Consider the following 26,126-nt stretch of genomic DNA (forward strand, 5'->3'; position numbering starts at 1 on the left):
GGCCACCCGATCAGGGGGATTAATGGCTAATCAGACTGTCTATCTCAATCTCAATTTCCCGCATAACAGCAATAATCTTCTGCAATGCCTCCTCGCGTACTGCCAGAGGAAGATCGTCATGTCGTCTGGATTCAAAAGGTTCGCACAGGCTCTGTAGCGCAGTGATACCCAGAATTTGCGCCGAGCCATGCAACCGGTGAAGGGCTCGCAAAAACAGCTGAGGCTCATCTTGCAAAACGGCTTTCTCAGCCGCTTGTATATCATTCAGCGTTGCCTCGCGAAATGTCTCGAGAATCTCGTTCATGAGTGCGCGATCGCCGCCGGTATTTTCCGTCAACACATTGAATTTCAAATGCCGGATTGTACAAGGAGACGAATAACCGGTTTCGATTTTACTCAATTCATGGGTCAGTGTCTGAATCGACACAGGTTTGAACAGGCACAAATTCATACCATTTTGTAGGCATCGATCGCGTGACTGTGGAAGTGCGCTGGCCGTCAGTCCCCATATTTGTAAATTCGGCTGTTGACGACGTAGCGAAGCCGCGAGATCAAACCCGTCTTTTTTCGGCATATTTACATCGGTTATCAGCAGATCGTACGATTTTTTCGCCAGTTTGGCTTCTGCTTCCTCCCCATCACACGCTTCATCCACACTGTAGCCAATGGCATTCAACTGTCGCTTGAGCAGCAGGCGATTGGTTGGATTATCGTCAGCTATCAAAATAGACAGACACGGCAGCGGTAACAGAGTACCTGGCGCATCGCCATCCGATACAATTGACTGTCGAGCCGTTTCAACCGGCAGCGTTATGGTAAACGTGGTTCCTTGCAACGGGACGCTCATCAACTCCAGCGTCCCGCCCATCAGCGTCACCAGTTCTTTACAGATAAATAACCCCAGACCAGAACCGGTTTGTTGACGCCCACACCGCCCCTGAGCGTAACGCTGAAACAACCCCGCCTGCTCCTCTTCACTAATCCCGCAACCGGTGTCGCTAATGGCGATGGTCAGGGTACCGTGATTCTCCCCATCAGGCGTCAAACGGGCCGTTACATGAATGCTGCCCTGCTCGGTAAACTTCAACGCATTACCCACCAGGTTGGTGAGAATTTGCCGCAAAGCCTGCTGATCGACAAATACCCGCTCGTTTGCTGGCAACTGGCTAACGCAGGCAAGCGTAATGCTTTTCTGTCTGGCTAAAGCATCGAAAGAGTGACACTGCAATTCAATGAGCTGCGAGAGATCTGTCCATTGAGGAACAACCTGGTATTTACCAGACTCAATCTTATCCACATCCAGAATCTTACCGATCAGCCCAAGCAATGACTGGGCCGTCGCCCCGGTAAGGGCAATCGCCTCTTTTCGCTGTGCCGGGCTGAGTTCTGAACTCGACAGTAATTCCACAAAGCCAACAATCGAACTTACCGGAGTACGTAACTCATGGCTCATACTCGCCAGAAAGCGACTTTTGGCCTTGGTTGCTTCAATCGCTTTATTCTTTTCGTTTTCCAGTTCTTGAGATAATGCTTCTTTGAGATGAAGCTGCTCTTCCAGTAGCCGCTGCGATTGTTTCCTTTTATTTACCTCACGGGAGAGTGAGATCCCCCAGATCAGGCTAATTGCTATCAGCAGCAGCGCGAATATCCCCAGTTGATAGAACTGTTTGCTATATCGACTCCAGAAATCGACCTGCGTATTGGAAATTTTCGACCACCTCTCCGTCATCTGCAAAATTTCACGTGGCGGTATGGCCTGTAGCGCTTTATCCATAACAGACTTCAACATCGGCTCGCGGGGAGAGATTGCAAAACTTACCGACGCACCAGGCATATCTGGAAGCCTAAAAAAGTGCATATTTTTCTGGTAGTAATGATCGACCATAAATCTTGCCGACAATTCGGTAGCGATTGCCGCATCAACGCTGCCTTCCTTGACCATGGCCATCGCAACACTGCCAGTATCCGCATTCACCCAAGTGGCCTGCGGATAGCGTTGCTTCAGCTCGCTTTCCAGCACATGCCCGGCAGGCAAAGCAATGCGTATCGGCTTCTCCAGTAGCGAATTGGCGGTTTCCTCACGGGAAGTGATCATCACAAATGCCACATTCATCAGCGGATCGCTAAAGGCCGAATTGCTCGGGTTTTGATGAGTTAGCGTGATAGTGGGATACATATCCCACTGTTCGCCGCTTATTTGCTTTGTCTGCTCACTTTTGGAGCTAGCTAAAATGGGTTCAAAATCGAGCCCCGTTTGCAGATGAATAATATTCAGCAAATCACCAACAATACCGCGTAACTCACCACTGCGATCGACCAGCGTATAGGGCGAGTAATCTGGGTTGATTAAAATGCGGATAACATGCTTTTTCTTCAACCACGCTTTTTCCTGATCGGTGAAAGGAATAGGCGCATTCAGATAGGCAAGGTTGCCGCGGTTCAGCCAGTTCTGCATGACTTGCATATGAATTTCATTACTGATTGACGTAATGAAACCATCAAGAATATTTCTTAATACAGGCTGATCTTCGTTAACGACAAAATAATTATATTGTTCTTGCTTATCAAAGTAGTGCGTAATAACCAGTGATTGTGAGAAGTATCGAGAGATACAATGACTGCTGGTGATATTGTTACCAATATAATATTGGTTATCGCCATTCACTACCGACGCCATAGCCTGATACTCGTCGTCATAAAATGAGACTTTAGCCTCAGGAAAAGCCCCCTGGATAACATCGAGAAAAGGGCAATCCCGCACACACGCGACGCTAACCTGATGGTTCGTGGTCAGCGGCAGCAGAGTGTTTTTTAGCGATGTTACAAGCGTCGGCCATGTGGTCAGCAATGCCGAAGTGCGCAACAGATTTCCGCCAACATCCTGGCGTCGTGACAGTTGGGTTATCAGCGTATCAACATCGTTATTGGCGAGCGCGGCCTGCGCCTCTTGCTCATTATCATACTGCTTTATAATGATTTTTAGATTGAGGTTCTTTTGCATTAACGCAAGGTAATCCGCGTTGACGCCCCGATAATATTCACCGCTATTTTGATAAACAATGGGGGAGACTTCCGGTAACCAGGTGCCAACAACCAAGGTTTTTTTATGCGCTAACCAGTTTGTTTCTTCCCTGTTCAAGCCGATATTTTGCACTGAGGTATTATAGTTACTTTTTAGCTCAACTTGCCGAGCTGAGCTTACACCCGTAGACAACCCGATGGTAAAGATGACCATCAAAAAAAATAAAAAAGCGTTCCAGCATTACTCTATCCTATTTTATTTCTCTGCGCATAATCATAAATTTCCATTAATGATGAACAATCTAATTTTTCCATCAACCGGCTTTTATAGGTACTTACCGTTTTATTACTGATATTCATTTTGCTGGCAATTGTGCTGTAATCCATGCCATTAAGGATATAACGCAATACTCTCATTTCCTGGTTCGACAACGTATCAAGCTTATCCTGCTCGCTGACGGATGAACCAGTAAAATGCTCAAGGGAAAAGGGAAAATAGCTATAGCCATTTTTTGCTGCTTCGATTGCGGCAAGAATATTATTCATACCTTCTTTTTTACTCACAAATCCGTTGGCACCGTATTCGGCGCTACGTTTGCCGTAAAAAAATTCATTTTTGGCTGAAATGATAATGATTACACCAGCATAGTGCCGCTTTCTCAGCTGCTCCAGCACTTCGATGCCACTGATACCCGGAATATCCACATCGATAATCAACAGCTCCGGTTTGGTTTTTTCAACGGTTTGAACCACTTGATCCCCACTGTCGAGTTCGGTGGTCACAGCGATACCATTGGTATCGAGTAAGTTGCGGATGGCAATGCGAGCCAATGGGTGATCGTCAACGATTATCGCGTTCATTGCGTATAAGAATCCCGATAAATAAAGAGAGGCGATGGCTATAGAGCAGATGAGTCTTCAATATTATGTTTTATAAACGCAAGACTTTAAGAGGAAAATTCTAGCATAGCCACGCGTATATTTTATTATTTTTTCATAATTCGAATGAATAAATCATAAAAATAACATTTTGATTTACAAAAATTAAACTTTGAACCTTTGTGAATATCAAATCATTAACACAACGTAAAGGAAAATTCCTACACATGTAGGACAGGCCTTTCATTTATTAGGGTTCATTCTTAACAAAGTTATTAATATCAATAGCGTAGTAATCATTAGAACCGTAAAAATACGGAAAATGCCCCTCATCTGACGAACATTCCGTTAGGGTGGCATAGTGGAAAGCCGCCATCAAATAGCCGCTTACGTTGAACATTCCCATGCATATTTCTATGCCAGCAACTTTACATTACAAACAAATATTATTTTTCAATACGTTGCCTACGACCGTTTTTTGTTAATTTTATTTCTATATGAAATTATCCTACACTTGTCTTTATGCTTAAATAAAGCAGAAACAGCGCACTTTCAAATTTCCAGGTTACATCGATGCGCTGCTAAAAAAATAAGATAGCGCATTTTTTCATACTTTCGGGTGATAACAATTTTACTAACCTGAATTTTGGAGAAACTGTAAACACAGAGGGATCGTACACTGGCACAACCTGGCGGGAAGAAAAACCGGCCAACGTTAAAAGCACCACTTTCACATTCTAAGGAGAAAAATAGGTTACCAGAACAGCAACTTACGTTTCGCTTCTGGTAGTAAGCAAAGCAATTGATTGATGGCGTATAGCAAAATGAATCAAATACGAGAATCATTAAACAATGTTGTATTCCCTGACACAATGCCTGACGCATGGCCTTATCAATCCTGGTGTTCACCTGAAGATATTGATACCGATATTACATGGTACTCATTTACTGAGCTGGATTTGATGATCGAAGCATGGCTGGGTAAAGACTCACTCATCCCGGTGAACAAAACCGTATGGGGTTTTGTTAACGAAAATGAACCATTAATCCAGATAGTTATCCACGAAGATATTGCATATATTGCAATTAATCACAGATTCTATTCATGGGTAATTATTGTTGCGGGAGTATACAACTTAAACATCAGTCTCGATCTTGCCTCCATATTTAAACACACAGCCTTAGCCGATACAGCACTATGCATTATAGCCAATCGCGTTGACATACATTCAGTAGAGGTTTCTCTTAACACCGCCCGATCTTTTATGAACTTTGTTTTCTTTCATGAATTGGTTCATTTGATGTGTTACCAACATCAATACATCAAGATGAATGGCAACCAACTTCCGTATATCAGGACCATGGAGTTTATTGCCGACTTTTTAGCGTACGAACATTCACTCATGCCTGTAACATACGAATATACCGTACAAAAAGACAACTGGGATCTGCAGATGAGCACCGCTCGATGCCTTGGCTTTGTCATCGCGTCCTATTTCATCATTAAGACGAAACAGATCAACAAGTTAAATATATATCCATCCATAAATGAAAGAACCACCTTGTTGCTGAGTTATATATTATCGCCATCTTTAACGCGGAGTGAACGGGAGGGATTACTGCTAAAATATGAAGCCAGTGGAATAATGGATGCTTATATCCGGCGAGGAAAGTTAGGATTTAATATTGGCAATAATGATTCCCTCATCTCGACTGACTATTCTGCATGTCGTTGTAATTGCAGCAAATGCAGTGCATTCGCCAACGAGATATGTAACAAGGCCAAACCATTGAACAGCGAAGTATTAAACCATATGAGCATTTATACAGAATGCTTCCCTAAAAATAAGGTTTTTTACCCCTTTCCTGTTATAGATAAAAGAGATAACAAAACATCTCATTTTTGTAGTTTACAAAATCCTATACTGTTTTCCTTAGAGAAAACGATTAAAAGATCCTCTGCATTTCTTTCCAACCGATTCCTGAGTTTCCACTAAGAGCCTAATGGGATAGGCTCTAAATCACTTATTTCCGTCATCCTTAATGTGGCTCTGGAACAGCAGAGCCACAAGAGACAGCCATCTTCCCCCTTACCTGCTCACCGCCGCTGACGGTAGAAAAACGACAATGGCCGCGCAACCCCCGTCAGGTACAGCAACGTCCCTTATGATTGAGCGCTTTTAAGATTAAAGCTCACCATTCCCGATATCTCAGATTGGCAAGTGACAGGCACAGGATCTGAGTTTTTGGGAATAATTTCGCGAAAATGGAGAGAAAACGACGTTTTTTTTCGGTTAAGCTATGTTCATGCTTTGGCGTTACCCCATGGCCGGAATCACTATCCAGGAACCCAACCATAATGGCAAAAAGTACCCCGCAGCTGCCGCTCGACCCACATATGTGTCGCAGCTATGAGAAAAAGTCGCGAAGTCCGCTGGCGCTCTATTCAGAGTATCAGCGTATGGATGTCGAACTACGGGCGCCGCTGGCCATGACCTACAGCCACTGGCATGGCCAGGTTGAGGTGAACGTACCATTTGATGGTGATGTGGAGTATCTTTTTAATGACGAAGTGGTGAAGAGCAAACAGGGTTTTATCACCTTGTTCTGGGCCTGTACTCCCCACCAACTCACGGATGCCGGGCACTGTAAACAGATGGCTATCTTCAACTTACCGATGCATCTGTTTTTGTCCTGGCCGCTGGACAGGGAACTGATTAATCACGTGACCCACGGGATGGTGATTACTTCGTTGGCTTCGCAGCAGCTGAGCGCGTTTGAAGTGCAGCGTTGGCAGAATGAACTCAATAGCGATAACGAACAAATTCGCCAGTTAGCCATTGATGAAATCGCGCTAATGCTCAAGCGCTTTAGCCTCGCTGGCTGGCGGCCGGTACTGGGTAACAAAACGTCGCGCACCCAGAAAAACAGTATTTCAAGACATTCACAGTTTTACGTCAGCCAGATGCTGGAGTTTATTGCCGCCAACTGCGACAAACAGCTTACGGTTGATGCTATTGCCGAACACGTTAAGCTCAATCCCAATTATGCGATGGGTATTTTTCATCGGGTGATGCAACTGACGATGAAACAGTATATTACCGCGATGCGCATCAACCATGTTCGGGCTTTACTCAGCGATACGGATAAAACAATTCTGGATATCGCTACAATTGCAGGTTTTCGCTCCAGCAGTCGATTTTACAGCTCGTTCCATAAATACGTCGGCATGCCGCCGCAGCAGTATCGCAAACTGAGTCAACAACGCCGGAATCATTCACCTTATACCGAGGGGTAATTTATTCGCCAAACGTTCTCTTACCTTACTACTAAAATATAAGCACCAGAATAGCAGGTCAAAAAATATAATCTGCAGCAGTTAATAAAATAGGGTTCAGCCATGAGCTCTGGCAACTATGTCACTCAGACATGAGTGACCTGTAGCAGGTATTTATTTGACGTGTTCAACCATTAACGATTGGGATGGAATTATGGAATTAAATAACTGCACCGCCAACAACAGAAAGCCATTGTCTTTCTTTTGGTCAGTTTTACCCATGGTAGTCATGCTGGGCGGGATTAGTGTCGGATATTTTATCTTCAATATTCGTGCTGAGCCCATGATCCTGATGGGAACGGCAACCGCCTCGTTTATCGCCATCGCTCACGGCTATACGTGGGATGACATTCTACAATCTATTTGTAATAAAATATCTGAAGCGCTGCCGGTCATTTTAATCGTCGCCAGTATCGGTTTCTTAATTGGCGCATGGATGGTGTCAGGCACTATTCCAATGATGATTTATTATGGTCTGAAGTGGATTAACCCGCAGTATTTCTATATCTCGGCATTTATGCTGGGAGCACTGATCTCAGTATGCACCGGTACCTCCTGGGGTTCTATCGGGACCGTTGGTATTGCCATGATTGGCGTAGCGATTGGTCTGAATGTCTCGCTGCCTATTGCCGCTGGTGCTATTGTTTCAGGCTGCTGGTTTGGTGATAAGCTCTCACCGGTTTCTGATTCAACCAACATGGCTGCACTGGCTGCCGGGGTAAACCTGTACACGCATATCGGCCACCTGCTGTGGACTACCGGCCCGGGTTTTATTATTTGCTGCGTCGTTTACAGCTATATGGGCATGGGCATTGATGCCTCGTCCAGCGCGCCAGAAAACATTACCAACTTGATGAATTCTATTGGTCAGATTTATCACTTTAATATTCTGCTGCTACTCCCGCCGATCATCGTTTTATATGGCTCACTGTCAAAAAGACCGCCCATTCCGATGCTCTTTTTATCTACGATAGTCTCAATGATTTTGGCGTTAGTCTTTCAGCAATTCACGGCATCCTCTGTCGGCGAATCCGTTGTCAGTGGCTTTAAGCTCGCAATGCTTACCGGAGATAATCTGCCGACACTGTCTTCCGATGTTTCCCGCTTACTGGAGCGAGGCGGCGCTATTTCAATGTTTAGCAGCTTCGTTACCGTTTTCAGCGCCTTTAGCTTTGCCGGGGCAATGAGTGCGACAGGCTCTCTGCACACCGTGATAAACGCGCTGACAAAAGGCGTTAAATCCACATTCCGCCTGGTGGCTACCACGATTGTGACGACATTTACCATCTGTGCCTGCACGGCAAATGGGACCTTACCGTTGCTGCTGTGCGGTGATGCCTTTAAAGAGGAGTACAAAAAACGAGGTCTTGCGGCAAAAAACCTCTCGCGAACCACTGAAGATGCCGGAACCGTTGTCGAACCGATTATCCCCTGGTCTGCCTCAGGCGTTTATTGCGCCACTATGCTGGGCGTTGCCACGCTTGATTATTTGCCCTGGGCAATCCTCTGTTACAGCGGCGTCATCTTTGCCCTACTGTGGGCGGCAACCGGTATTGGCATTGCTAAATATGAGCCCAATGAAGCCACTGAGAATATGGTTGAGCAAAAATCATAAACTACTAAATAGCTAAATCTTAGCTATCACCAGGGTAAATTAAATATATCCATTAGATATACATAAACATTCTTCGCTTTTGCGTTGCTTATACTATTTTCAGAGACTTTCCAGGAGTCAACAATGTCTTTGTTTGATGATATTGTCACAAGGGATGTTAATTGTCGCAAATACGGGCAATTACAACAGATGTACGGTACCACCGATGTATTACCGCTGTGGATTGCAGATATGGATTTTGCGACACCAGAGCCAATCATGAGCACGCTGCGTTCGGTGGTATCGCAGCCTGTGCAAGGCTATAACCTGGATTATCCACAATGGAAAGAATCTGTTATTCATTGGTATGCACAACAGTATGATGCCGATATCAAGGCACACTGGTTACATTTTATTCCCGGTGTTATAAAAACTATCGTACTCTCTTTAATGGCGCTTACCCGTCCAGACGATAATATTTTAACCTGTACGCCAATCTATGATCCCTATCCTAATCTGGTAAACACCAGCGGCAGGAATTTGATTCAGACGCGCCTCATTGAGAAAAACGGGCACTATGAATTTGACTGGCATGATTTCAGCGAGAAACTCAAGCAGTGCAAAATGTTTTTGTTCCCTTCACCGCATAATCCAGGTGGAATGGTGTGGTCGCGGGAAACGTTGGAAAAAATAAGCCACTATTGCCAGCAGGCTGGCGTCATCATTCTGTCTGATGAAGTGCACAGTGATTTAACCCTTCCAGGAAAGCGCCATTTGCCGTTTTTTACTGTTGATGAAGCGCCAGATAGTCGGTCAATCGTGCTTACTTCCATCAGCAAGACCTTCAATACGGCGGCGATCCAGGGTGGAATCGCCATTATTAAGAATGATGAATTACGCCATCAGTTCTACCACTTTCTGGATAACTGCTACCTTGCAGAGACCCATTCATTGCAGCAGGCGGCCATTTACAGCGCCTTTACCCATTGCGCCGACTGGCACCAGAAATTATTGGCCTATCTGGCCGACAATGTAGCGTTTGTAAAAAGTGAAATCGAAAAGTACTGTCCCTTGATTTCCATTGTGTATGGCGGCGCGTCGTATCTTCTGTTTCTGAATGCGGAAAAAATGGATCTCAGCGATGAGCAGCTAAGCGCTTTTTTTGTGCATGACGCCAGGCTTGGCCTGTCACCTGGGGCGCAATATGGTCCCGGTGGAGAGGGGCACATGAGACTCAACGTTGGCTGCCCACGCCCGGTACTGGTAGAAGCGATGAACCGGCTAAAAGCGGCATACCAGAAATGGCAAAACGCATAGCGTACATCACACGATTTGCCCTGCCACGGTGGGGCAAAATTATCCAAAGATGTTGCTGAACTGCTATAAAGTCTTTCCCTTCTGTCGGCTGGTGTTAAACTGGAAAGTGTGATCTTCATCATAACCTGCTTAAACAGAGACAAGAGACACTGCTATGCAACATATCATCGAGGGCTTCCTCAACTTCCAAAAAGAGATTTTCCCTCAACGCAAGGAACTCTTCCGCAGCCTGGCATCCAGCCAGAATCCTAAGGCACTTTTCATCTCCTGTTCCGATAGCCGCCTGGTACCAGAACTCGTTACTCAGCAAGATCCAGGACAGCTTTTCGTTATCCGCAACGCCGGTAATATCGTACCGTCATTTGGTCCGGAACCGGGTGGTGTATCCGCAACCATCGAATACGCGGTTGTCGCACTTGGCGTAACGGATATCGTCATCTGCGGTCACTCCAATTGTGGCGCGATGAAAGCCATTGCCGATAGCCAGCCCCTGGATCCGATGCCCGCTGTCGCTCACTGGCTGCACTATGCCGATGCCGCGAAAGCCGTGGTCGATAAAAAAACCTGGGATAACCCAATCGATAAAGTTAATGCCATGGTGGAAGAGAACGTTATCGCACAGCTTAACAACATTAAAACGCATCCTTGTGTCGCGGTTGGGCTGCGCAATAATGCGCTTCGTCTGCACGGTTGGGTGTATGACATCGAAAGCGGTGAAATCCGTACCCTGGATAAAAACAGCAAAACCTACGTTTCCCTTGCAGATAACCCGCAGGTGCATTTCGAGTAATTCCCCCACTGGAGCAAGGATGCTCTGGACATCTCCTCTCCCTATTTCTGTTAGTGGACAAAAAACGGGCTTGCGACTAGTTTTAAAGTAGCCACTGGTGTTCCACATCGGTTTTCGCACATTTATACAACATTGCGACAGGCTCATTCACTGAGTCGCAAACAGCTGTTCATACATGGTGCTGGCGATAAAAAGGATCAGGTGCAAATGCAAACAAAAATAAAAAGAATAATGGATAAGTTATTTTATCATGAGTCGTGGGACATCATGCTTATTAAGGATAATGGTACACACTCATTCCCCGACAACACTCTGGAGATATTAAGCAAATCCACTGCGCAGCAGTTAAAAAAGAAATATACATTTCAGGCCGATCCTTTTCTGATTGAAAAAGACGATAAACTGTATGTTTTCTATGAAGCTCTTAGCTTTCGCAACTCAAAAGGCACGCTACGATGTCGCGTTCTTGACCGTGAACTGGTTGAACTTGAAGATATTAGGCTTGAAGGCTTTGACGACTTACAGTGTCATTTGTCATTCCCTTATCTGATACATATCAACGATCAACTGTTCATGATCCCCGAGTCTTCAGAAAGAAAAGAGGTAATACTGTTTCAGTCAATTGAGTTCCCTGCACGCTGGAAGCAAGTTAAAGTTTTAATCTCTGATACCCAATTAACCGACAACGTATTTATCTCAATTAATGAAACCTGTTATCTGTTGTCCACCACGATGGATAACGAAATAATTATTCATTCAGCAGATCATATTTATGGACAATGGCAGCGGATTACCCCCTCATTGAAGGTGAGCAATCCCCATCATCGAGGTGCAGGTGCCTCCTATCAGGTCGAAAATAAAATGTACTTCCTTACACAGGAGTGCACGCCTGAAACTTATGGAAAATCAATCTATATCAAAGAATTAGTGACACTAAACGACACTAATTTTGCTGAAACTCTGATCGAACAAATCAATTCGTCGATCAACCACAGTGACGGCGTCCACACGCTGAACTTCTCAAATAACTATATTGTTTATGATACAAAAGTTAATAAGTTCAGTCTGTTGGCAATCTTTAAAAAAATAGCATATAAATGTATGATAAAATACAGAAACACTTACCTTACCCGGCAAAATAACTGATTCACTGGATTCTCGGGTGGCATTGGTAGAAAATCGCTCGGGTTTATAGCATTTTTCTGGAGTCTGTATGGCAATTCTTGTCACTGGTGGTGCAGGTTATATTGGTTCACATACTGTGTTAACGCTACTGGAAAGAGGCGATGATGTCGTAGTCATCGATAATCTGGCGAACGCCAGCAGAATCTCGCTGGACAGGGTCGCGGAACTCACCGGAAGAGAGCCCATTGTCTATATCGCCGATGTTCTCGACAGGCAGGCATTAAAAAACATTTTCGCCGACCATAACATCACCGATGTCATTCATTTTGCGGGACTCAAATCGGTTTCAGAGTCGATAAAAGAGCCCCTCGCCTACTATGAAAACAACGTTACCGGAACGCTGGTTTTACTGGATGAGATGCTGGCCGCTGGCGTTAATCGTTTCATTTTTAGCTCATCTGCCACGGTATATGGTAATCCAGAAAGCGTACCGCTGAGCGAGCAATCGCGCACGGGTGGTACCACGAATCCGTACGGCACGTCTAAGTTGATGGTCGAACAAATTCTGGCCGATTTCTCACGTGCACGACCCGATTTTCGCATTACCTGTCTGCGCTATTTCAACCCGGTTGGCGCCCATCCATCAGGTCGGATTGGTGAAGATCCTAACGGTATCCCTAATAACCTGGTTCCGTATATCTCCCAGGTCGCGATTGGTAAGCTGGAAACCGTGTCTGTGTACGGTAATGATTATCCAACCCCTGATGGTACCGGTGTGCGTGATTATATTCACGTCATGGATCTGGCGACCGGTCATTTAGCCGCGCTGGATTGCCAGAACAAAGGCGCGGCTTACAAAGTGATTAATCTCGGTACCGGTGTCGGTTATTCCGTAATTAATCTGATTGAGGCGTTTGAAAAAGCGGCGCAGACAAAAATAAACTATCAGTTTGTCGCCAGAAGACCCGGAGATATTGCCGAATGTTGGTCTGACCCATCGCTGGCATACAAAGAGCTAGGTTGGAAGGCCATCTACAACCTTGATGAAATGATGCGTGACACCTGGAACTGGCAAAAAAATAACCCGAATGGGTATCAAATTTAATGTTCTCAGCAGCGAGCCTGACGGTCAGGCTCGCTGCTGTGTCTGACTAGCGTACCGTTATTGTTGACACCCGGTACCAGCCGCTGCTCTGCTTCCCTTCATTGGCAAAGTTAATTCTCGCCGCCCCTGACTTATCCAGCATCGCAACCTCAATCGCGTATTGCCCTTTCGCCAGTCGGCCTGGCATAGATAACGCATAACTGACCTGATACTTACCGGGGAGCCAGCGGCGAATATCCTCCGCGGAATTCCCCTGTGCCACCGCCTTATTGGCGCTGTCTACGACCCGGAATGCCAGCATGTAAGGCAGATAAATCGGTGCGATACCCTCATTGTACCAGGTACTGTTTAATGTCAGCGTTTGCCCGCTGTCCCACACGGACTCATGGCTCAGGGACGCCAGGCGAAATCGATAGCCCAATTTGGTCAGCGCATCGTCGACCATCGGTCGATAGTCGCTGGGTATCGTTCTCGATTTCAGGTTAATGGTACTGGCGTGCTGCTTGACCGCCCAGTCAAAAATCCCCTGCACTTCAGCACGTGTATAGTGAAAGGTGTTCTTCCAGTCCTGCATATACGAGCAGATCTCCAGACTCACCGGCGCACGTTTCCAGGCGTCGTTGAACCCTGAATAACTCTGCTGTGCAGCCAGCAATCGCTGGGGGTAATCATCAGCCATATGGTTCCAGGAGTCTGAAAATACGCGCAGGTCCCCCCAACAGTCCGCACGCCATCCTGCCCCACGCGCCACCGCATTCGCCAGACTTTGACCGCCGCTTATCAGCATGGTTTTTGGCGTCACTGGAAAAGCAGAAAAGTGCATCGCGACGTAGCGATCCAGTTGCGCCGTGGTGTATCGCTCCAGTAATGGCTTCAGGTTCGGGAAGTTGCTGTTATGCCATTCTCCCCACGATCCCACCATGCCAATATCAACAAACGCGAGATTCTCATTACCATCGTAGCGCTTACCAAATGCGTTCAACAGACGCTGACTGTATTGAATAAACAGAGGATCGTCTAAATCCGGGGCAAATGTCTTTTTATCCGGCGTCCAGGTTCCTTTCACGCCTTTTTTAATCAGCCAGTCAGGAATTTGCGAACCGCTTTCCGGCTCTGCCAGAGCCATAAAGCGTAGCCCGACATTCATCGCAGGGCGATGTGCCGCCGCGTATTTAAAGGCATCATCCACCAACGCAAAATTGTACTGGCCTTCGACTGGCTCCAGATCCCGCCAGTAAAAACGCTCGTATTCAAATCCGGTATTGGGATAGTCCGCCAGCCCCAGCGTTTCACCGTATCCCTGATGAAAACTTGCCACGCCAATCCCCGGATTGGTTAACGGGCCCGTCAATGCTTTGGGGGTAACGGTCGTCAATGCGGCCATAACCGTCAGCGGGAAAAACATGCACAACAACGCACAAACCCATTTACGCTTCATCGCAAAGACGTCCTCCACCAATTTGTTAACGCTAGCGGTCTTTCAGACTTAACCACCAGTCCCAGATACCTACGTGAAAATTTTGGAACACATCAATACCTAACGCGGATTTGATCATATACAGCGTCAGCAATATGCAGCAGGTGACGAATAGCACGGCAATCAGCAGCAAAAAAGTGAGCAACATTCTCGACAGGGTTGATTCCTGGCGATGCTGGCGGCGTAAATCTCTGCCAAACAAAAAAACCAGATAATAACGCTTGCTGAAAAAAGGAAAGCTTCTGCGAATATCGATCTGATGCCGCGAAGTCAGGGTTGTAGCAAGGAGCGCTTTTTCCACCCCTTCTTTTTGTTCAGGGGTCAATTCCTCCGCTATCCGCTCATCAAGGTGAGCGTAAAACCGTTCGATGGCAGGAGGACGATTTTGAGGACTGGTCAAAATTAACCTATATCTTTATCAATGGAGTGGTAGACGTTAACCGTCTTTTTGGCGATTTCATGCCAATTGTAGTTTTGCAAATATACACCATAGTCCACGCTATTGGCTGTTGCCCCTTGGCCTAATTTTTCAGCCAGACCGGTTACATCTCCTACCTTAAAATAGGCCTCGGCGGGCAGTTGAACTTCAAGGTTAGCCGGAATATCACTGACGACGGCCGGAAGAGAAAATGACATTGCCTCCAGCAGCGCAATGGGCAATCCTTCATGGTATGAGGGCATCACAAACAATTTAGCCTGCGAAAACACCGCCTGAAGTTCGTCACCACGTAAAAAACCAGTCATCACAACACCTGGCGTGTCGGCGGCAAGCTTTTTGAGGCGCACGCTGTATTCGGTCGGATGATCCGCATCGCCAATTAGTACTAACGGTATGGTCAAACCACTGTGTTGATAAGCGGCGATGGCATCATGCATCCCTTTTTCTTCCACAAACCGCCCAACCACCACGAGGTAGTTTTTCGGCTGCAGCCCAAAGCGGGAGAGCGTATTGTCGATGGTGAGCTGTGATAATAACCGCGGCTCGTTCACGCCATTGTGGATTAAATGCGCATCATAGCGACCGTGTTTTTTCTGGATCAGTTGATTAATAACTTCAGAAATCACAATCACCTCGTTGGCATATCTCACCGCCCAACGCTCACCCAGCAACAATATTTTTTTGGCTACATATCCCCATTTCTGGCGATCGTAATCGGGCCCGTGGTGGGTAAAAACCACCTTTTTACCCATCACGCGTAAGAGTGGGATCACAAGGCCAGGGCCGATAGCATGGACATGCACAATATCCGAATGGTCGATACGTGTCCTAAACGCCGCTATAACGGAATGGACAATAGCTTCCAGCGAGCGCTTTTTGGGTGCCCACAGCGCGTAGATTTCGACTTTTTTATATACCGATAGTTTGTAATTTACATATGGCGAGCGAGCGATCACGCAAATATCCACGTCGAACTGCTGTTTAATGGCAGGATAAAGATTCTGACAGTGTGTCTCCACACCACCCAATACATCGGGAATACCACGCGTTCCAAAAACCGTTATTTTTTTACTCATACTATGGCCTGCTCAGCAGTTCTTTATACAGCGCCTGTAGGGTATCCATATGTTTACTCAGCGCATATTTTTCACTCAACCGTGCACGACCTTGTAAGCCCATATTCCTCGCCTTCTCAGGCGAGTCGGCCAGAGCGTCCATCGCATTGGCTAACTCATGCACATTACCCGGTTCGAATAAAATCCCTTCGACACCGTCACGAATTTGTTCCGGTATACCGCCGATGCGCGACCCGATAACCGGTTTGCCTAAGGACATCGCTTCTAATATCGCCATAGAACAGTTTTCATAGCATTCTGAAGGCAGGATCACCGCTCGCGCATGCTTAATAAGCTTATCGAGCGCCTCCCCTTGTTGCACATAACCTAAAAAATCAACATCAGGGTATTTGGCGGCTAATTCATCATGCAACGGACCGTGCCCCACAACTTTCAGCGGCGCTCTGTTCCGCATTTTTTTATGCGCTGCCAACAACGTTGCCACGCCCTTTTCACGGCTCAGACGGCCAAAGTACAGCATATAGCCTTCATCGCTTACTTCGGCCAGGGGACGGCTATCATCAACGCCATTGACGATGACATCAATGCGCGAATTTGGCAGCGTGCGCAGCAAAACACCGCGTAAAAAAACGCTCGGTGAAACAATCACATCCAGTGCCTGATAGTTTTGTGCAATGTACTGCCAGGTTGCCTCCAGGGAGAGCAGTAAACTTTTTGAGGCTGAACCTTCCTGACAACGATACCTGAAGGCGTTGAAAACCGTTCCGGTAATACAGGAATCACACACCTTGCCGTCGCGCAGCATGGAATACGCGGGGCACACAATCTTATAGTCATGCGCAGTCAGCACCGTTTTGCAGCCAAAATTGCGCGCAACTTTAATCAACGCCGGTGTTAACTGATGGTAGATGTTGTGAAAGTGGACGATATCCGGGCGCTCTTTTTCTAAAAGCGCCAGCATTTTTTTGCAGGCCTGCGAATTATGAATAAAGTTAACCGCCGTTTTGATACCACCCAGCAGATTGCTCGCTTTGTGGTAGTCCACATTACTGACGAAATAATCCGTATAATCCGAGGGGAAATTATTCTCATGCTGCATAGAGAAATCAATAACCTGCACTCCGGCCTGTTTCAGCATATCGCGCTCTTGAAAATAAACCGTTTCCGCGCCGCCTTTGATGAAAAAAAACTTGTTAACCAATAATACTTTCATGGCGCCTGCCCCGGTTATTCATGAATGATTTTACTGTTAGGCGGAGTCAGCGGATCGCGTACCGGATAAAAAATACCTTTGATCAGCCCCGCTGAGCGTACGATTAAATTAATAACGCTTTGCAGCCCATCTGTTAACGAGCGGTTTTGCACAATCTTCAACAAAGCAAACGCCAGTAATGGTAGAAGCGCAACGGCAAACACATTGATATTTAAACTGAGCAGCGCCACAAATAAGAGAATAAGGTAAAGCGCAAATACCGCCTCATTCTTCACGATGTTGAATGACTGGGAAAACCAGGGCTTCCCCCAACTACAACGCAAAAGCTCACCCGGTGCCTGGTAATAACCGCTGGTCCAGCGCCGCGCCAGCATCTTAAACGTCGGCAGCGTATGTGACGTATGGCTGAAGTAAGGAATATCCAGACGCCGCAGTTTATAGCCTGCTTCGATTAAACGCAGGCCCAGTTCAGCCTCTTCATACGCGTGCAAATTACGGTTAGTAAGATAACCAATTTTTTCAATTGCCGACCGACGATACAGCCCACCGCCACCCAGATGATCGCTATCCCCGAGTGGATAGATTTTATTAATGCGTTGCTTACGCGATTTAAATTCATAGTTAACGGCATCGTCCATTTCAACGGTTCCCGCAACGCCTGCATATTCTGGTTCGGCCTGCAAAAACGCGACCGCCTGATCCACAAAGCCCTCTTCCAGTTCCATGTCGCCGTCCATCAGCAGCAGATATTCCCCTTCACTATACAGATAACCTAACTGGTGCCCGACGCCACAGCAGCGATCGCCAGGGTCAGTTAAGGACACTACGGTCACCCCTTTATCGATCGCAAGCTGTTGGGTGTTATCCGTTGACAGACTATCTGCCACAATAATTTTGTGTGGATAATCAATAAGCTGCTTACGGATACTGTCAATCGTCTTCTCAATACATTTAGATTCATTGAGTGTTTTAATACTCACTGAAATAAACGGTTTTTGGTCCATACAATTACCCTACGCAGCGAAGGACGGTTCGACGAATCACTAAACTTGATCCTAGTGATAAATAGAACAGGAATTGTAACATCGGTGTAATCATCAGTATCTGGCTATAAGGTAAGCTAATTAAGCAACTAATCGCAAAAGCGTTAAACGCCGGTGCAAAGCTCAACAACTGAAGATCCTGCTGGTCCAGTTGCTCAAGCATCAGTAATGGCTTTGGCTGACAAACCTTCAGGATATAAATGAATAAACTAATAAAGAGCAACGTGCCGATCACCCCCACTTCCCACAGCAGCATACTCAGGGAAGTCGAGTCAAGAATTAAGTTGTAGATAATATTCAAAAAGCCCGGCGACACCGTACTACCACTGTTAGTTGCATTGAGTCCGTAGCCAAATAACGTTCCTGAAAGCCCCCACAGATCGTTATTTTTCAACCAGAACAGGAACGTCGTAAAGCGCCCTAACTCACCGGTAGACATAATGTAGTTCGGATCAAAAATATAGCTTAAGGAGTCGATAAAAATACTTAACGAGCTTTTCGATGGATCGCCACCGAACGCCGTAGAATAATAGTACGCGAGGATCACAATCGACAGGCTAATAAGCAACAGCATTCCCGCCACAATAACCAATAACGTCTTCAGATTGACCTTACTAACGTCTTTGACGTAGCTCGGTGAAAGCCACACCCACGCCAGGAATATAGGCGATAGCAGAATGACAAACTTTACTTCACCAATGATGCATAACCCGATACCGAGAACAATATGCAGCGCCATGGATTTGAACGTGGTGAGTCCATGCTTATATTCTGAGACTTTTAACAACATAATTAACAGGCAAAACAGGCCCATTGCGGCAGTATTCCCGCCCCCCATGGGGTCACCGCCAAACGTGCCAACCACGGAGTCCCATTTCTCATCTTCACCACGCACCGCGACGCGCTGGGGAACGACCAGTAAAACCTGATAAATCATTACCGGAATCTGTGCGTAAAACACCCAATACAGATAGCGCGTTGCGCGGTAAATCTGTGATTCCCGGCAAAAGCCCAGCAGCAAACAGATCATCACCAGCGACAGCGCAATTTCGTTTTTAAATGCCACAATCGCGACTGTGATCCCGCCCTGAATCAGCGTCGATGCTCCAGCCAGCACCAGAAACGAAAAGTACAACGCCAGGACAATCGTCTCCTGGGCATCCAAATGTAAGGAGCCATCACGCGTCTGCATCACCAATAATCCCACCATCAACAGGGTCAGGAAAAAAGGTATCCACAGCACTGACTGCATGCCGGTAAAGTATTGCACCAGGCCACACAGGATCAGCGTGACAAAGGTATAAACCTGTAAATAGTATCCGGTATTCAGCGTCATAGTATCACCGGCTTGTCTTTCAGGAGATTGGCTCGCTTATTCATTTTCAGATAAATGAAGGCGTAGCGAATAAATGTCAGTGAAGAAAACAAGATGACCGACGTTGCATAATCTTTATAAAAATAGGGCGTCACAACAAAAGCGAAGAGTACAATCGCCAGCTGTTCCAGTTGGATACGCAGAAAATAGCGATGGGAACCAAAAATAAGCTCTATCACCGTCAGAGGGCTTATCGCCAGCGCCGGGAATAAATAGGGCAACATGTAGCGTGACGTCTCAATGGAGTTTATCCAGTCTTCGCTAAAACCAAGGCGCATCACAATCGGATAGAAAATAAAAACCCCAAGGGTACAGATAACCCCTAGTACCAGCAATAGCATACGTACCCTGGTATACTCCTGATAGTTGAAGGTATTATTTCTGAAGTCGATAGACCATTTAGAAAAAATAGTATTGCGCACCGCATTCCCGATGATCACCACCGGCGCCAGGCAAAAGCGGCTAACCACGGAAAAATAACCCGCCGTCAGCGCCGAGAACCAAAAGTTAATCAGCATAATAGGTAAATTGCTGCTGGCCATCGCCAGCACTTCCGCGCTGCCCACTTTGGTAATGTGATGAATATTCTGTTTGAAAAAATGCCAATTACTGGCGGGTCGCAGATGTCTGGCCGCCACCGAACGAATATCAAACGAATGCAAAATACAGCTTATGGTCAGCACCATCGTCGCGCAGGCCCACGACCAATAAAACAGCTGTACATGGTGCGTAAGAAGGACGGAAAGTACAACGACCACAGAAACAGAAATGCGCTGGAAGATCAGAAAACGAAAGTTAGCCGTGCGTAGTGACAGGTTTTCCGAGATTAAAACCCACGCCGTTGCCAGCGTCAGTAAATAGAGGAACAGAATGTTCTGGTGAAACAGCCACGCGGTCAGCACAGCGTACGGTAAGGCAATGATCGTGCTTTGGATCAGGCAAAACACAACATTCTGCACCAGTTCGTCATCCTGCTGTTTAGGAATTAACAGCTGTGATGCAAAGGTACACACCTGAGCGCCCACCACGGCGATGCTGTAGTTGAGCGCATAAAGCCCCACTTCAGCCATATCGTACTTGTGTGAAATCAACCAAATAGACAGTGCACCAATCAACTGCGAGATGACTGATGAACCGGCTATTGTGGAAGCGCTCTTCAGTAGACTCATACGCGGCCTGGCGTTGCCATCAGTTGATCGGTACTGAAGTTCAGTGAACGCAGACCCTCTTGTGTCTCAAGATCCTTTTCTTCAACTGCATTGAGCACCGCACCAATCACCACGCCGTTATTTTCCTCGATCTTATCCAGCGCGTTGGCGATTTGTCCCGCGGACCCCGCCCCGGCTTTCACAATGAAAACAACGCCATCGACGGCACGTTTGATCAGTTGAACATCCTGGCTCTGATTCACGGCAGCAACATCAATAATGATGCGCTGATAATGCGATTTCAACTCGCGCATTAAGAGTTCAACATGCTCCGAAGACAGCATCAGTAAAGATGAGATGGTGTTCTTGCCGTGTGGAATAAAGTCGAGATTATCACTGAGTTTGATCCTCGCCTGTTCAAGCTCTGTCTCCCCGCGCAGCAGTTCCGCTAAGCCTGCGGATGTAGCTGACGCCAGCTCGGATGTGAGCCCACCAGTGTTAAAGAAATCTGCATCAATAAGCAGTGTTTTCTGGTCGAAACTAAAAGAGTTCGCTAACAGATTCGCCAACAAAGAACGCCCATCACCGTGCTCCGTCGACGCCACGGCGAGCGTCTGTAAAGGTCGATTATCCAGCATAATCCGGGTACGGATACCGTGCACAATATCGGCATTAAGCGGGTTCTTCATGATCATATCCCGCACCTGTGCGCGCCCTGAGGTTCCGCTAAAACGACGAATTTCACCCAGCGGAACAACATTGAGCCGTTTTTTCATGCGACTAAGGGTACCGATTGAGTTATCCATTGCCGCTTTGACAATGAAATACATGATGCTGAACACCACCACCAGCATGACCACCATCAGCAACAATAAAGATTTATTCGGTTTCGCCGGTTTTAACGCGGGTACCGCAGGGTCGTATAACACCGCATCGGCATTCACGCCGGACAGCGACAACTCCTGAGTACGTTGATAAAGCGATTTATACAGGTCTTCCATTTTATCTAACGACAGCTTTTGACTGTTCCAGGTATCCCGTTTTGACGCCATTTTCTGGAAGATCTCTTTCTGCTCAATCACTTGCTGTTGATAGTTTTTTTCGTCCGCCAGCGCCGCCAGATATTGCTGACGTAAACCGACTTTCAGCTCGCCCAATACCCGCCCGGTCTGGCTTTGGATCGACTGAACATCGGCTTCTGCTTTTAAAATGGCGGGATTTTTTGGCCCATAGACTTTACGCTGTTCGGACAACGTTCGTTGCGCCTGAATCAACGCGATGCGCAAATCCTGGATCTGAGCGTGGTTAGAGACCGAAGGCAGCGAGATAACACTCTCAAGGGACTTACCTCCCCCGTTCACCTCGTTATAGACGGATTCAGCGGCAACCCGACGCTGGGTCGCATCGGCCAGGCGATTAGTTACGATACTTAACTGCTCGGTTTCAAAACCATCGATACCGCGGAAGGTCAGCAGCCCGGCATTTTTCAGATAGCTGTCCATCTCGTCTTTTTGCTTAGCTATCGACTTCTGAATCTCTTCCATTTTTTCAAAATTCAGTTCGCGAGCTTTCTCCACCTTCAGACGTTTCTGCTCCACCGTATAGTTGATGAAAGCCTGCGCGACGCCGTTGGCAATATCAGCCGCAACCTGAGGCGAAGTTGATTCATAGGTAATGGAAGCCAGGTTCGTCGTGCGAATACCGATGACATTCAGGTTTTTCGATAACGTTTTCAGCGCTTGCTCCATTCTCAGTTGCCGACTTTCATTGCTATCAGCCCCCTGAGCACCGGCTTTTTCCCCGGTAAACTCCGGGTTTTCATCCAGCTTCATATCACGTACGGCTTGCTCCAGCACAATACGTGAATGCATCAACGCATATTGTGTTTCGTAGTAACCACTGCGTGTTGAATCGAAACCATCAACCTGTGGAAACGGAGAAACGTTATCAGCCTGCGCCTTAATCAGCACCGTCGCCGTTGAAACATACTTTGAGGACATCATGCTGATTAACGGATACGCGACGACCCCGGCAACGATACCGGCCAGCGCGATTTTCCAGGCGTTCTTTTTCAGCTCTTTGGCAAAGCGGGAGAATTCGACACTGCTTTCTCGTTTTTTGCCGTTTTCCACTATTGATAGTTTCATCGTCAGAAGAACCCCATGCCAATAATCACGACATCCCCAGGATGAACAGAGTGCGTTAAATCGACATTCTCAAGCAACTGATTGCTCCCTGACAGGCGAATGTTGATATCTTTTCGGTCAGCACGATCTGTAAATCCACCCGCCTGCGCAATAGATTTCTCGACGGTAAGCCCTGGCTCATAGGCGAAGCCATTTGGACTTTTTACCTCACCTGAAACATAGTATTTGCGGAACTCGGCAATACTCACCGTCACCATCGGAGATGTAAAATAATCTCCGGTCAGGCGTTGAGTTAATTCTTTAGTCACTTGATCAACGGTTTTATCTTGTAATTTAAGAGCACCAACAAACGGGAAATTAATTTCCCCGCTCTTATCCAAAATAAACCGCATCGTCATATCGGGTTGACCATGAACAGCGATATTGACCGTATCCCCCGCCCCAAGCCGGTAATCCTGCTGAACAGTAGCAGGATCGTCCATTAATCGCGGGCTGGACGCTGTGCATCCGACCAACAGGATACTGAATAGCAAAACCGCGCACAGTTCTATTATTTTCATTTTAGATCTGAACCTTAGCTTTAAGCATAATCATAGAATTATCATAACCCAACGTTCTAATGACTTCCTGATTGTCGTTGGGACCGATATAAAACGAGTCAGTATCCTTATTCGAATTTAATGTATCTATCTGATATTTAATCTCAAAATTAACCGACGGCGTGTAGTCATAGCTCATGGTGACGCTAAACACGCCATCTTTATCATGCCGATCCTTGTTCTGTTTTTTATAGTCTTCCGAAGTGAATGAGTAGTCCAATAAAGTAGAAAAACGAGTACCTAACCAGAAATGCTGGTAAGAAAGGCCATACTGGGTCACTAAAATATATCCCCCAACTTCCGATGGGTCTTTAATGCTTTGCGCAGAATGGGCCGTGAAAACAGACTGCTGTAACGGCTTCCACTCCGCTTTTATGTCCCAGTTTAGACCATTAAAATCATGCGAGTTTGCGTTGTTTTCAAATGTTTTATACAGCCATGAAATATTCATGTCGACATTGGTTTTCCCCGTCAACTGCGACTTCAGGCCATACAGCAAATAATACTCATTAGTGTCTTTATCTGAGTTGTTATCATAGCGACGCTGGTTAGTAATAAAGCTATAGCGAAAGCGCGTTCTGGATGAGTATTGGTCAAAAACTTCCGCTATCAGGCTATTTTCATGCCATTCCTGTTCCTGAATATAATTGTAGAAGTCCTCACTGCTGTCCCGAACATCAGAGGTGTTACCGAAAGTCAGTTTTTTGTATAACAACGCCAGTTCCGCTTTGCCGCGACCATCAGGCGCACCGTAGCTGTAGCGCAATTCACTATTGATAAAATTCGTCGTCAGCGGAGATTTAATCCCATACTGCTCAAACTGACTCGGTAGAAAACCCTCGGTGATATCACGGCCGCGGGATTCATGCCCAAGCGAATCCTCCAGATTGAGGGTTAAGCCATGCATGAGCCCATAACGCCAGGCACCGTTAAAACGGAAAAAATGATCGTTGTAGTTATCAGCAGAATCGCTTGAGTAGTTACGATAATCCCCAGAGTACATCAGCAAATACTTATCCTGACCACGCTCTCCAATCATACTCAGAACGGGCGCAGCACTCTGAAACGAGGAACCGATAGCATCGCTGCTATGTGGCTGATAAGACACGTTATCATTATAACCATAGTCCACAGCGACCTTGCCCTGGAAGTCTATCCCCGCAAAGCCAATGTGTGATTTCGGTGTTAAATCAGCCCATGCGGACTGCGATATCACGATTCCGGTAATAACGAGTAATTTAGTATGCATTCTTACCGACAAATCCTTTGAAAATAGTTTTAATAATAATTTTTATGTCCAGCCATAACGACCAGTTTTGAATGTACTCAATATCGTACTGAACTCTTTTTTCCATCTTATAAAGCGCATCGATTTCCCCGCGGAACCCGTTGATCTGCGCAAGCCCAGTGATCCCTGGCTTAACTTTATGGCGAATCATGTAATTTTCGACCTGTTTGCGGTACTGCTCATTATGCGTAACCGCATGAGGTCTGGGACCGACAATCGACATACTTCCCTGCAAAACATTAATAAATTGCGGAAGTTCATCCAGCGAAGTGCGGCGCAAAAAGCTCCCGAATTTGGTTACCCGTGGATCGTTTTTAGTGGCCTGAATAACCGTATCGGAATTCTCCATGACGCGCATAGAACGAAACTTCCAGACCTTAATTTTTTGCCCGCTCAAGCCATAGCGGTCCTGTTTGAAAAAAACAGGCCCACGGGACGTGAGTTTGATACCAATGGCAATCGCCAGCATCAGGGAGGAAATCATCACCATAATGACGCTGCCAAGAACCAAATCTTCCGCCCGCTTAATAAACGAGCCAGCCCCCTCAAAAGGTGAACTAAAGATACCGATAGTTTGCAGATTGTGGATGGAGCGTAACTTGGACATGTTGTTACTGTAGGTATAAAAGTCAGGGACAATATAGGTATCTACGGTGGTGTCTGACATCATGGCCAAAAAGTGACGAATGCGATGTAAAGCAACCATCGGTAAAGCAATATAGATTTCGTCTATGTTTCCCTTCTTGGCTTCCTCGACCAGATTGATAACCGGACCACGAAAGGGACTTTTAACCTTATCAACGACATCGCCACAACGAGATAAGGCGCGCTCATCATAAAAGGCCAGATCTAATGTGATATTGGCGTATTCATTCATTAGCGCGGTTTCTGCGGCCAGACCATTGTCGGTCAGACCAATAATCGCCACCCGTATACTCTTTTTCGTTGAATACTTAAAAATAAAAAAACGAATGTAGTAAAGAAAAGGTAATGGAATGAAGTACCAGTAAATAATGGCTGAATAAAAAGGGGAAGGCAGTCTGTCTAAGTAGCCCAGTGACTCAGGTTCAGCCTGAATCGCCACGGGTTTAACAGACACCTCAGAGTCATTTAAGATGGCTTAAAGAGAGGTGCCCATGAGCGGTAAGCGTTA

Annotated in this window: 19 protein-coding genes and 1 pseudogene; 7 read left to right on the forward strand and 13 right to left on the reverse strand. The window is 46.4% G+C overall.

Annotated features, from left to right (window positions below; all coding sequences use genetic code 11):
• Window positions 1-19 precede the first annotated feature (19 nt).
• Window positions 20-3,235 carry an ATP-binding protein gene (locus tag OGY37_RS11125; protein ID WP_286620801.1) on the reverse strand — a complete coding sequence of 1,072 codons (3,216 nt, stop codon included), beginning with the start codon at window positions 3,233-3,235 and terminating at the stop codon, window positions 20-22.
• Between the two features lie 32 nt (window positions 3,236-3,267).
• Window positions 3,268-3,882: an acid-sensing system DNA-binding response regulator EvgA gene (gene evgA / locus OGY37_RS11130; RefSeq protein ID WP_008785570.1), complete on the reverse strand. Its 615-nt coding sequence runs from the start codon at window positions 3,880-3,882 to the stop codon at window positions 3,268-3,270.
• Window positions 3,883-4,724: 842 nt separating this feature from the next.
• Here evgA and OGY37_RS11135 point away from each other — a divergent pair.
• The 7 genes from OGY37_RS11135 to galE all read left to right on the forward strand — a co-directional run bounded on the left by OGY37_RS11135 (window position 4,725) and on the right by galE (window position 13,168).
• The gene (locus tag OGY37_RS11135) at window positions 4,725-5,897 is read left to right on the forward strand and encodes a hypothetical protein (protein WP_286620803.1); all 1,173 of its coding nucleotides are present in this window, start codon (window positions 4,725-4,727) and stop codon (window positions 5,895-5,897) included.
• A 362-nt stretch (window positions 5,898-6,259) separates the two neighbouring features.
• Window positions 6,260-7,198 (forward strand): transcriptional regulator MelR, encoded by a 939-nt coding sequence (gene melR, locus OGY37_RS11140; protein ID WP_148361587.1) that lies wholly within the window; start codon window positions 6,260-6,262, stop codon window positions 7,196-7,198.
• 193 nt (window positions 7,199-7,391) lie between these two features.
• Window positions 7,392-8,852 carry a Na+/H+ antiporter NhaC gene (gene nhaC, locus OGY37_RS11145; RefSeq protein ID WP_286620805.1) on the forward strand — a complete coding sequence of 487 codons (1,461 nt, stop codon included), beginning with the start codon at window positions 7,392-7,394 and terminating at the stop codon, window positions 8,850-8,852.
• Window positions 8,853-8,975: 123 nt separating this feature from the next.
• Window positions 8,976-10,148 (forward strand): MalY/PatB family protein, encoded by a 1,173-nt coding sequence (locus OGY37_RS11150; RefSeq protein WP_149334859.1) that lies wholly within the window; start codon window positions 8,976-8,978, stop codon window positions 10,146-10,148.
• A gap of 154 nt (window positions 10,149-10,302) precedes the next feature.
• Window positions 10,303-10,938: a carbonic anhydrase gene (locus OGY37_RS11155; protein ID WP_003826059.1), complete on the forward strand. Its 636-nt coding sequence runs from the start codon at window positions 10,303-10,305 to the stop codon at window positions 10,936-10,938.
• A gap of 207 nt (window positions 10,939-11,145) precedes the next feature.
• The gene (locus OGY37_RS11160) at window positions 11,146-12,084 is read left to right on the forward strand and encodes a glucosamine inositolphosphorylceramide transferase family protein (protein ID WP_284969071.1); all 939 of its coding nucleotides are present in this window, start codon (window positions 11,146-11,148) and stop codon (window positions 12,082-12,084) included.
• Between the two features lie 67 nt (window positions 12,085-12,151).
• The gene (galE, locus tag OGY37_RS11165) at window positions 12,152-13,168 is read left to right on the forward strand and encodes a UDP-glucose 4-epimerase GalE (RefSeq protein WP_284969070.1); all 1,017 of its coding nucleotides are present in this window, start codon (window positions 12,152-12,154) and stop codon (window positions 13,166-13,168) included.
• A 46-nt stretch (window positions 13,169-13,214) separates the two neighbouring features.
• Here the strand turns inward: galE and OGY37_RS11170 are convergent, their stop codons facing one another.
• The 11 genes and pseudogenes from OGY37_RS11170 to OGY37_RS11220 all read right to left on the reverse strand — a co-directional run.
• Window positions 13,215-14,606 carry a DUF4832 domain-containing protein gene (locus OGY37_RS11170; protein WP_286620808.1) on the reverse strand — a complete coding sequence of 464 codons (1,392 nt, stop codon included), beginning with the start codon at window positions 14,604-14,606 and terminating at the stop codon, window positions 13,215-13,217.
• A 31-nt stretch (window positions 14,607-14,637) separates the two neighbouring features.
• Window positions 14,638-15,045, reverse strand: a complete 408-nt coding sequence (locus tag OGY37_RS11175; protein WP_003826052.1) for a hypothetical protein — start codon at window positions 15,043-15,045, stop codon at window positions 14,638-14,640.
• Between the two features lie 2 nt (window positions 15,046-15,047).
• Complete coding sequence (locus tag OGY37_RS11180; RefSeq protein WP_286620810.1) at window positions 15,048-16,160, reverse strand: glycosyltransferase family 4 protein; 1,113 nt, start codon at window positions 16,158-16,160, stop codon at window positions 15,048-15,050.
• Window position 16,161: 1 nt separating this feature from the next.
• Window positions 16,162-17,373, reverse strand: coding sequence for a glycosyltransferase family 4 protein (locus tag OGY37_RS11185; protein WP_125112805.1), 1,212 nt, complete (start codon window positions 17,371-17,373; stop codon window positions 16,162-16,164).
• Between the two features lie 14 nt (window positions 17,374-17,387).
• Window positions 17,388-18,377: a glycosyltransferase family 2 protein gene (locus OGY37_RS11190; protein WP_103285669.1), complete on the reverse strand. Its 990-nt coding sequence runs from the start codon at window positions 18,375-18,377 to the stop codon at window positions 17,388-17,390.
• Window positions 18,378-18,381: 4 nt separating this feature from the next.
• Complete coding sequence (locus OGY37_RS11195; protein ID WP_003826045.1) at window positions 18,382-19,752, reverse strand: hypothetical protein; 1,371 nt, start codon at window positions 19,750-19,752, stop codon at window positions 18,382-18,384.
• Window positions 19,749-20,960, reverse strand: coding sequence for a lipopolysaccharide biosynthesis protein (locus OGY37_RS11200; protein WP_149608164.1), 1,212 nt, complete (start codon window positions 20,958-20,960; stop codon window positions 19,749-19,751). The genes OGY37_RS11195 and OGY37_RS11200 overlap by 4 nt, the downstream gene beginning before the upstream one ends.
• Complete coding sequence (locus OGY37_RS11205; RefSeq protein ID WP_286620812.1) at window positions 20,957-23,086, reverse strand: GumC family protein; 2,130 nt, start codon at window positions 23,084-23,086, stop codon at window positions 20,957-20,959. Before OGY37_RS11205 ends, OGY37_RS11200 begins: the two co-directional genes overlap by 4 nt.
• Window positions 23,087-23,088: 2 nt before the next feature.
• On the reverse strand, window positions 23,089-23,646 hold the full coding sequence (locus OGY37_RS11210) for a polysaccharide biosynthesis/export family protein (protein ID WP_003826038.1): 558 nt from the start codon (window positions 23,644-23,646) through the stop codon (window positions 23,089-23,091).
• A gap of 1 nt (window position 23,647) precedes the next feature.
• A complete protein-coding gene (locus OGY37_RS11215; protein WP_125112809.1) occupies window positions 23,648-24,934 on the reverse strand; it encodes an outer membrane beta-barrel protein in 1,287 nt (428 codons plus the stop codon).
• A pseudogene (locus OGY37_RS11220) lies at window positions 24,924-26,045 on the reverse strand (undecaprenyl-phosphate glucose phosphotransferase); the annotation flags it as partial. The pseudogene OGY37_RS11220 and the gene OGY37_RS11215, both read right to left, overlap by 11 nt.
• Between the last annotated feature and the right edge of the window lie 81 nt (window positions 26,046-26,126).

This window comes from Citrobacter sp. Cpo030, from assembly GCF_030333005.1.
GTDB lineage: Bacteria > Pseudomonadota > Gammaproteobacteria > Enterobacterales > Enterobacteriaceae > Citrobacter > Citrobacter portucalensis.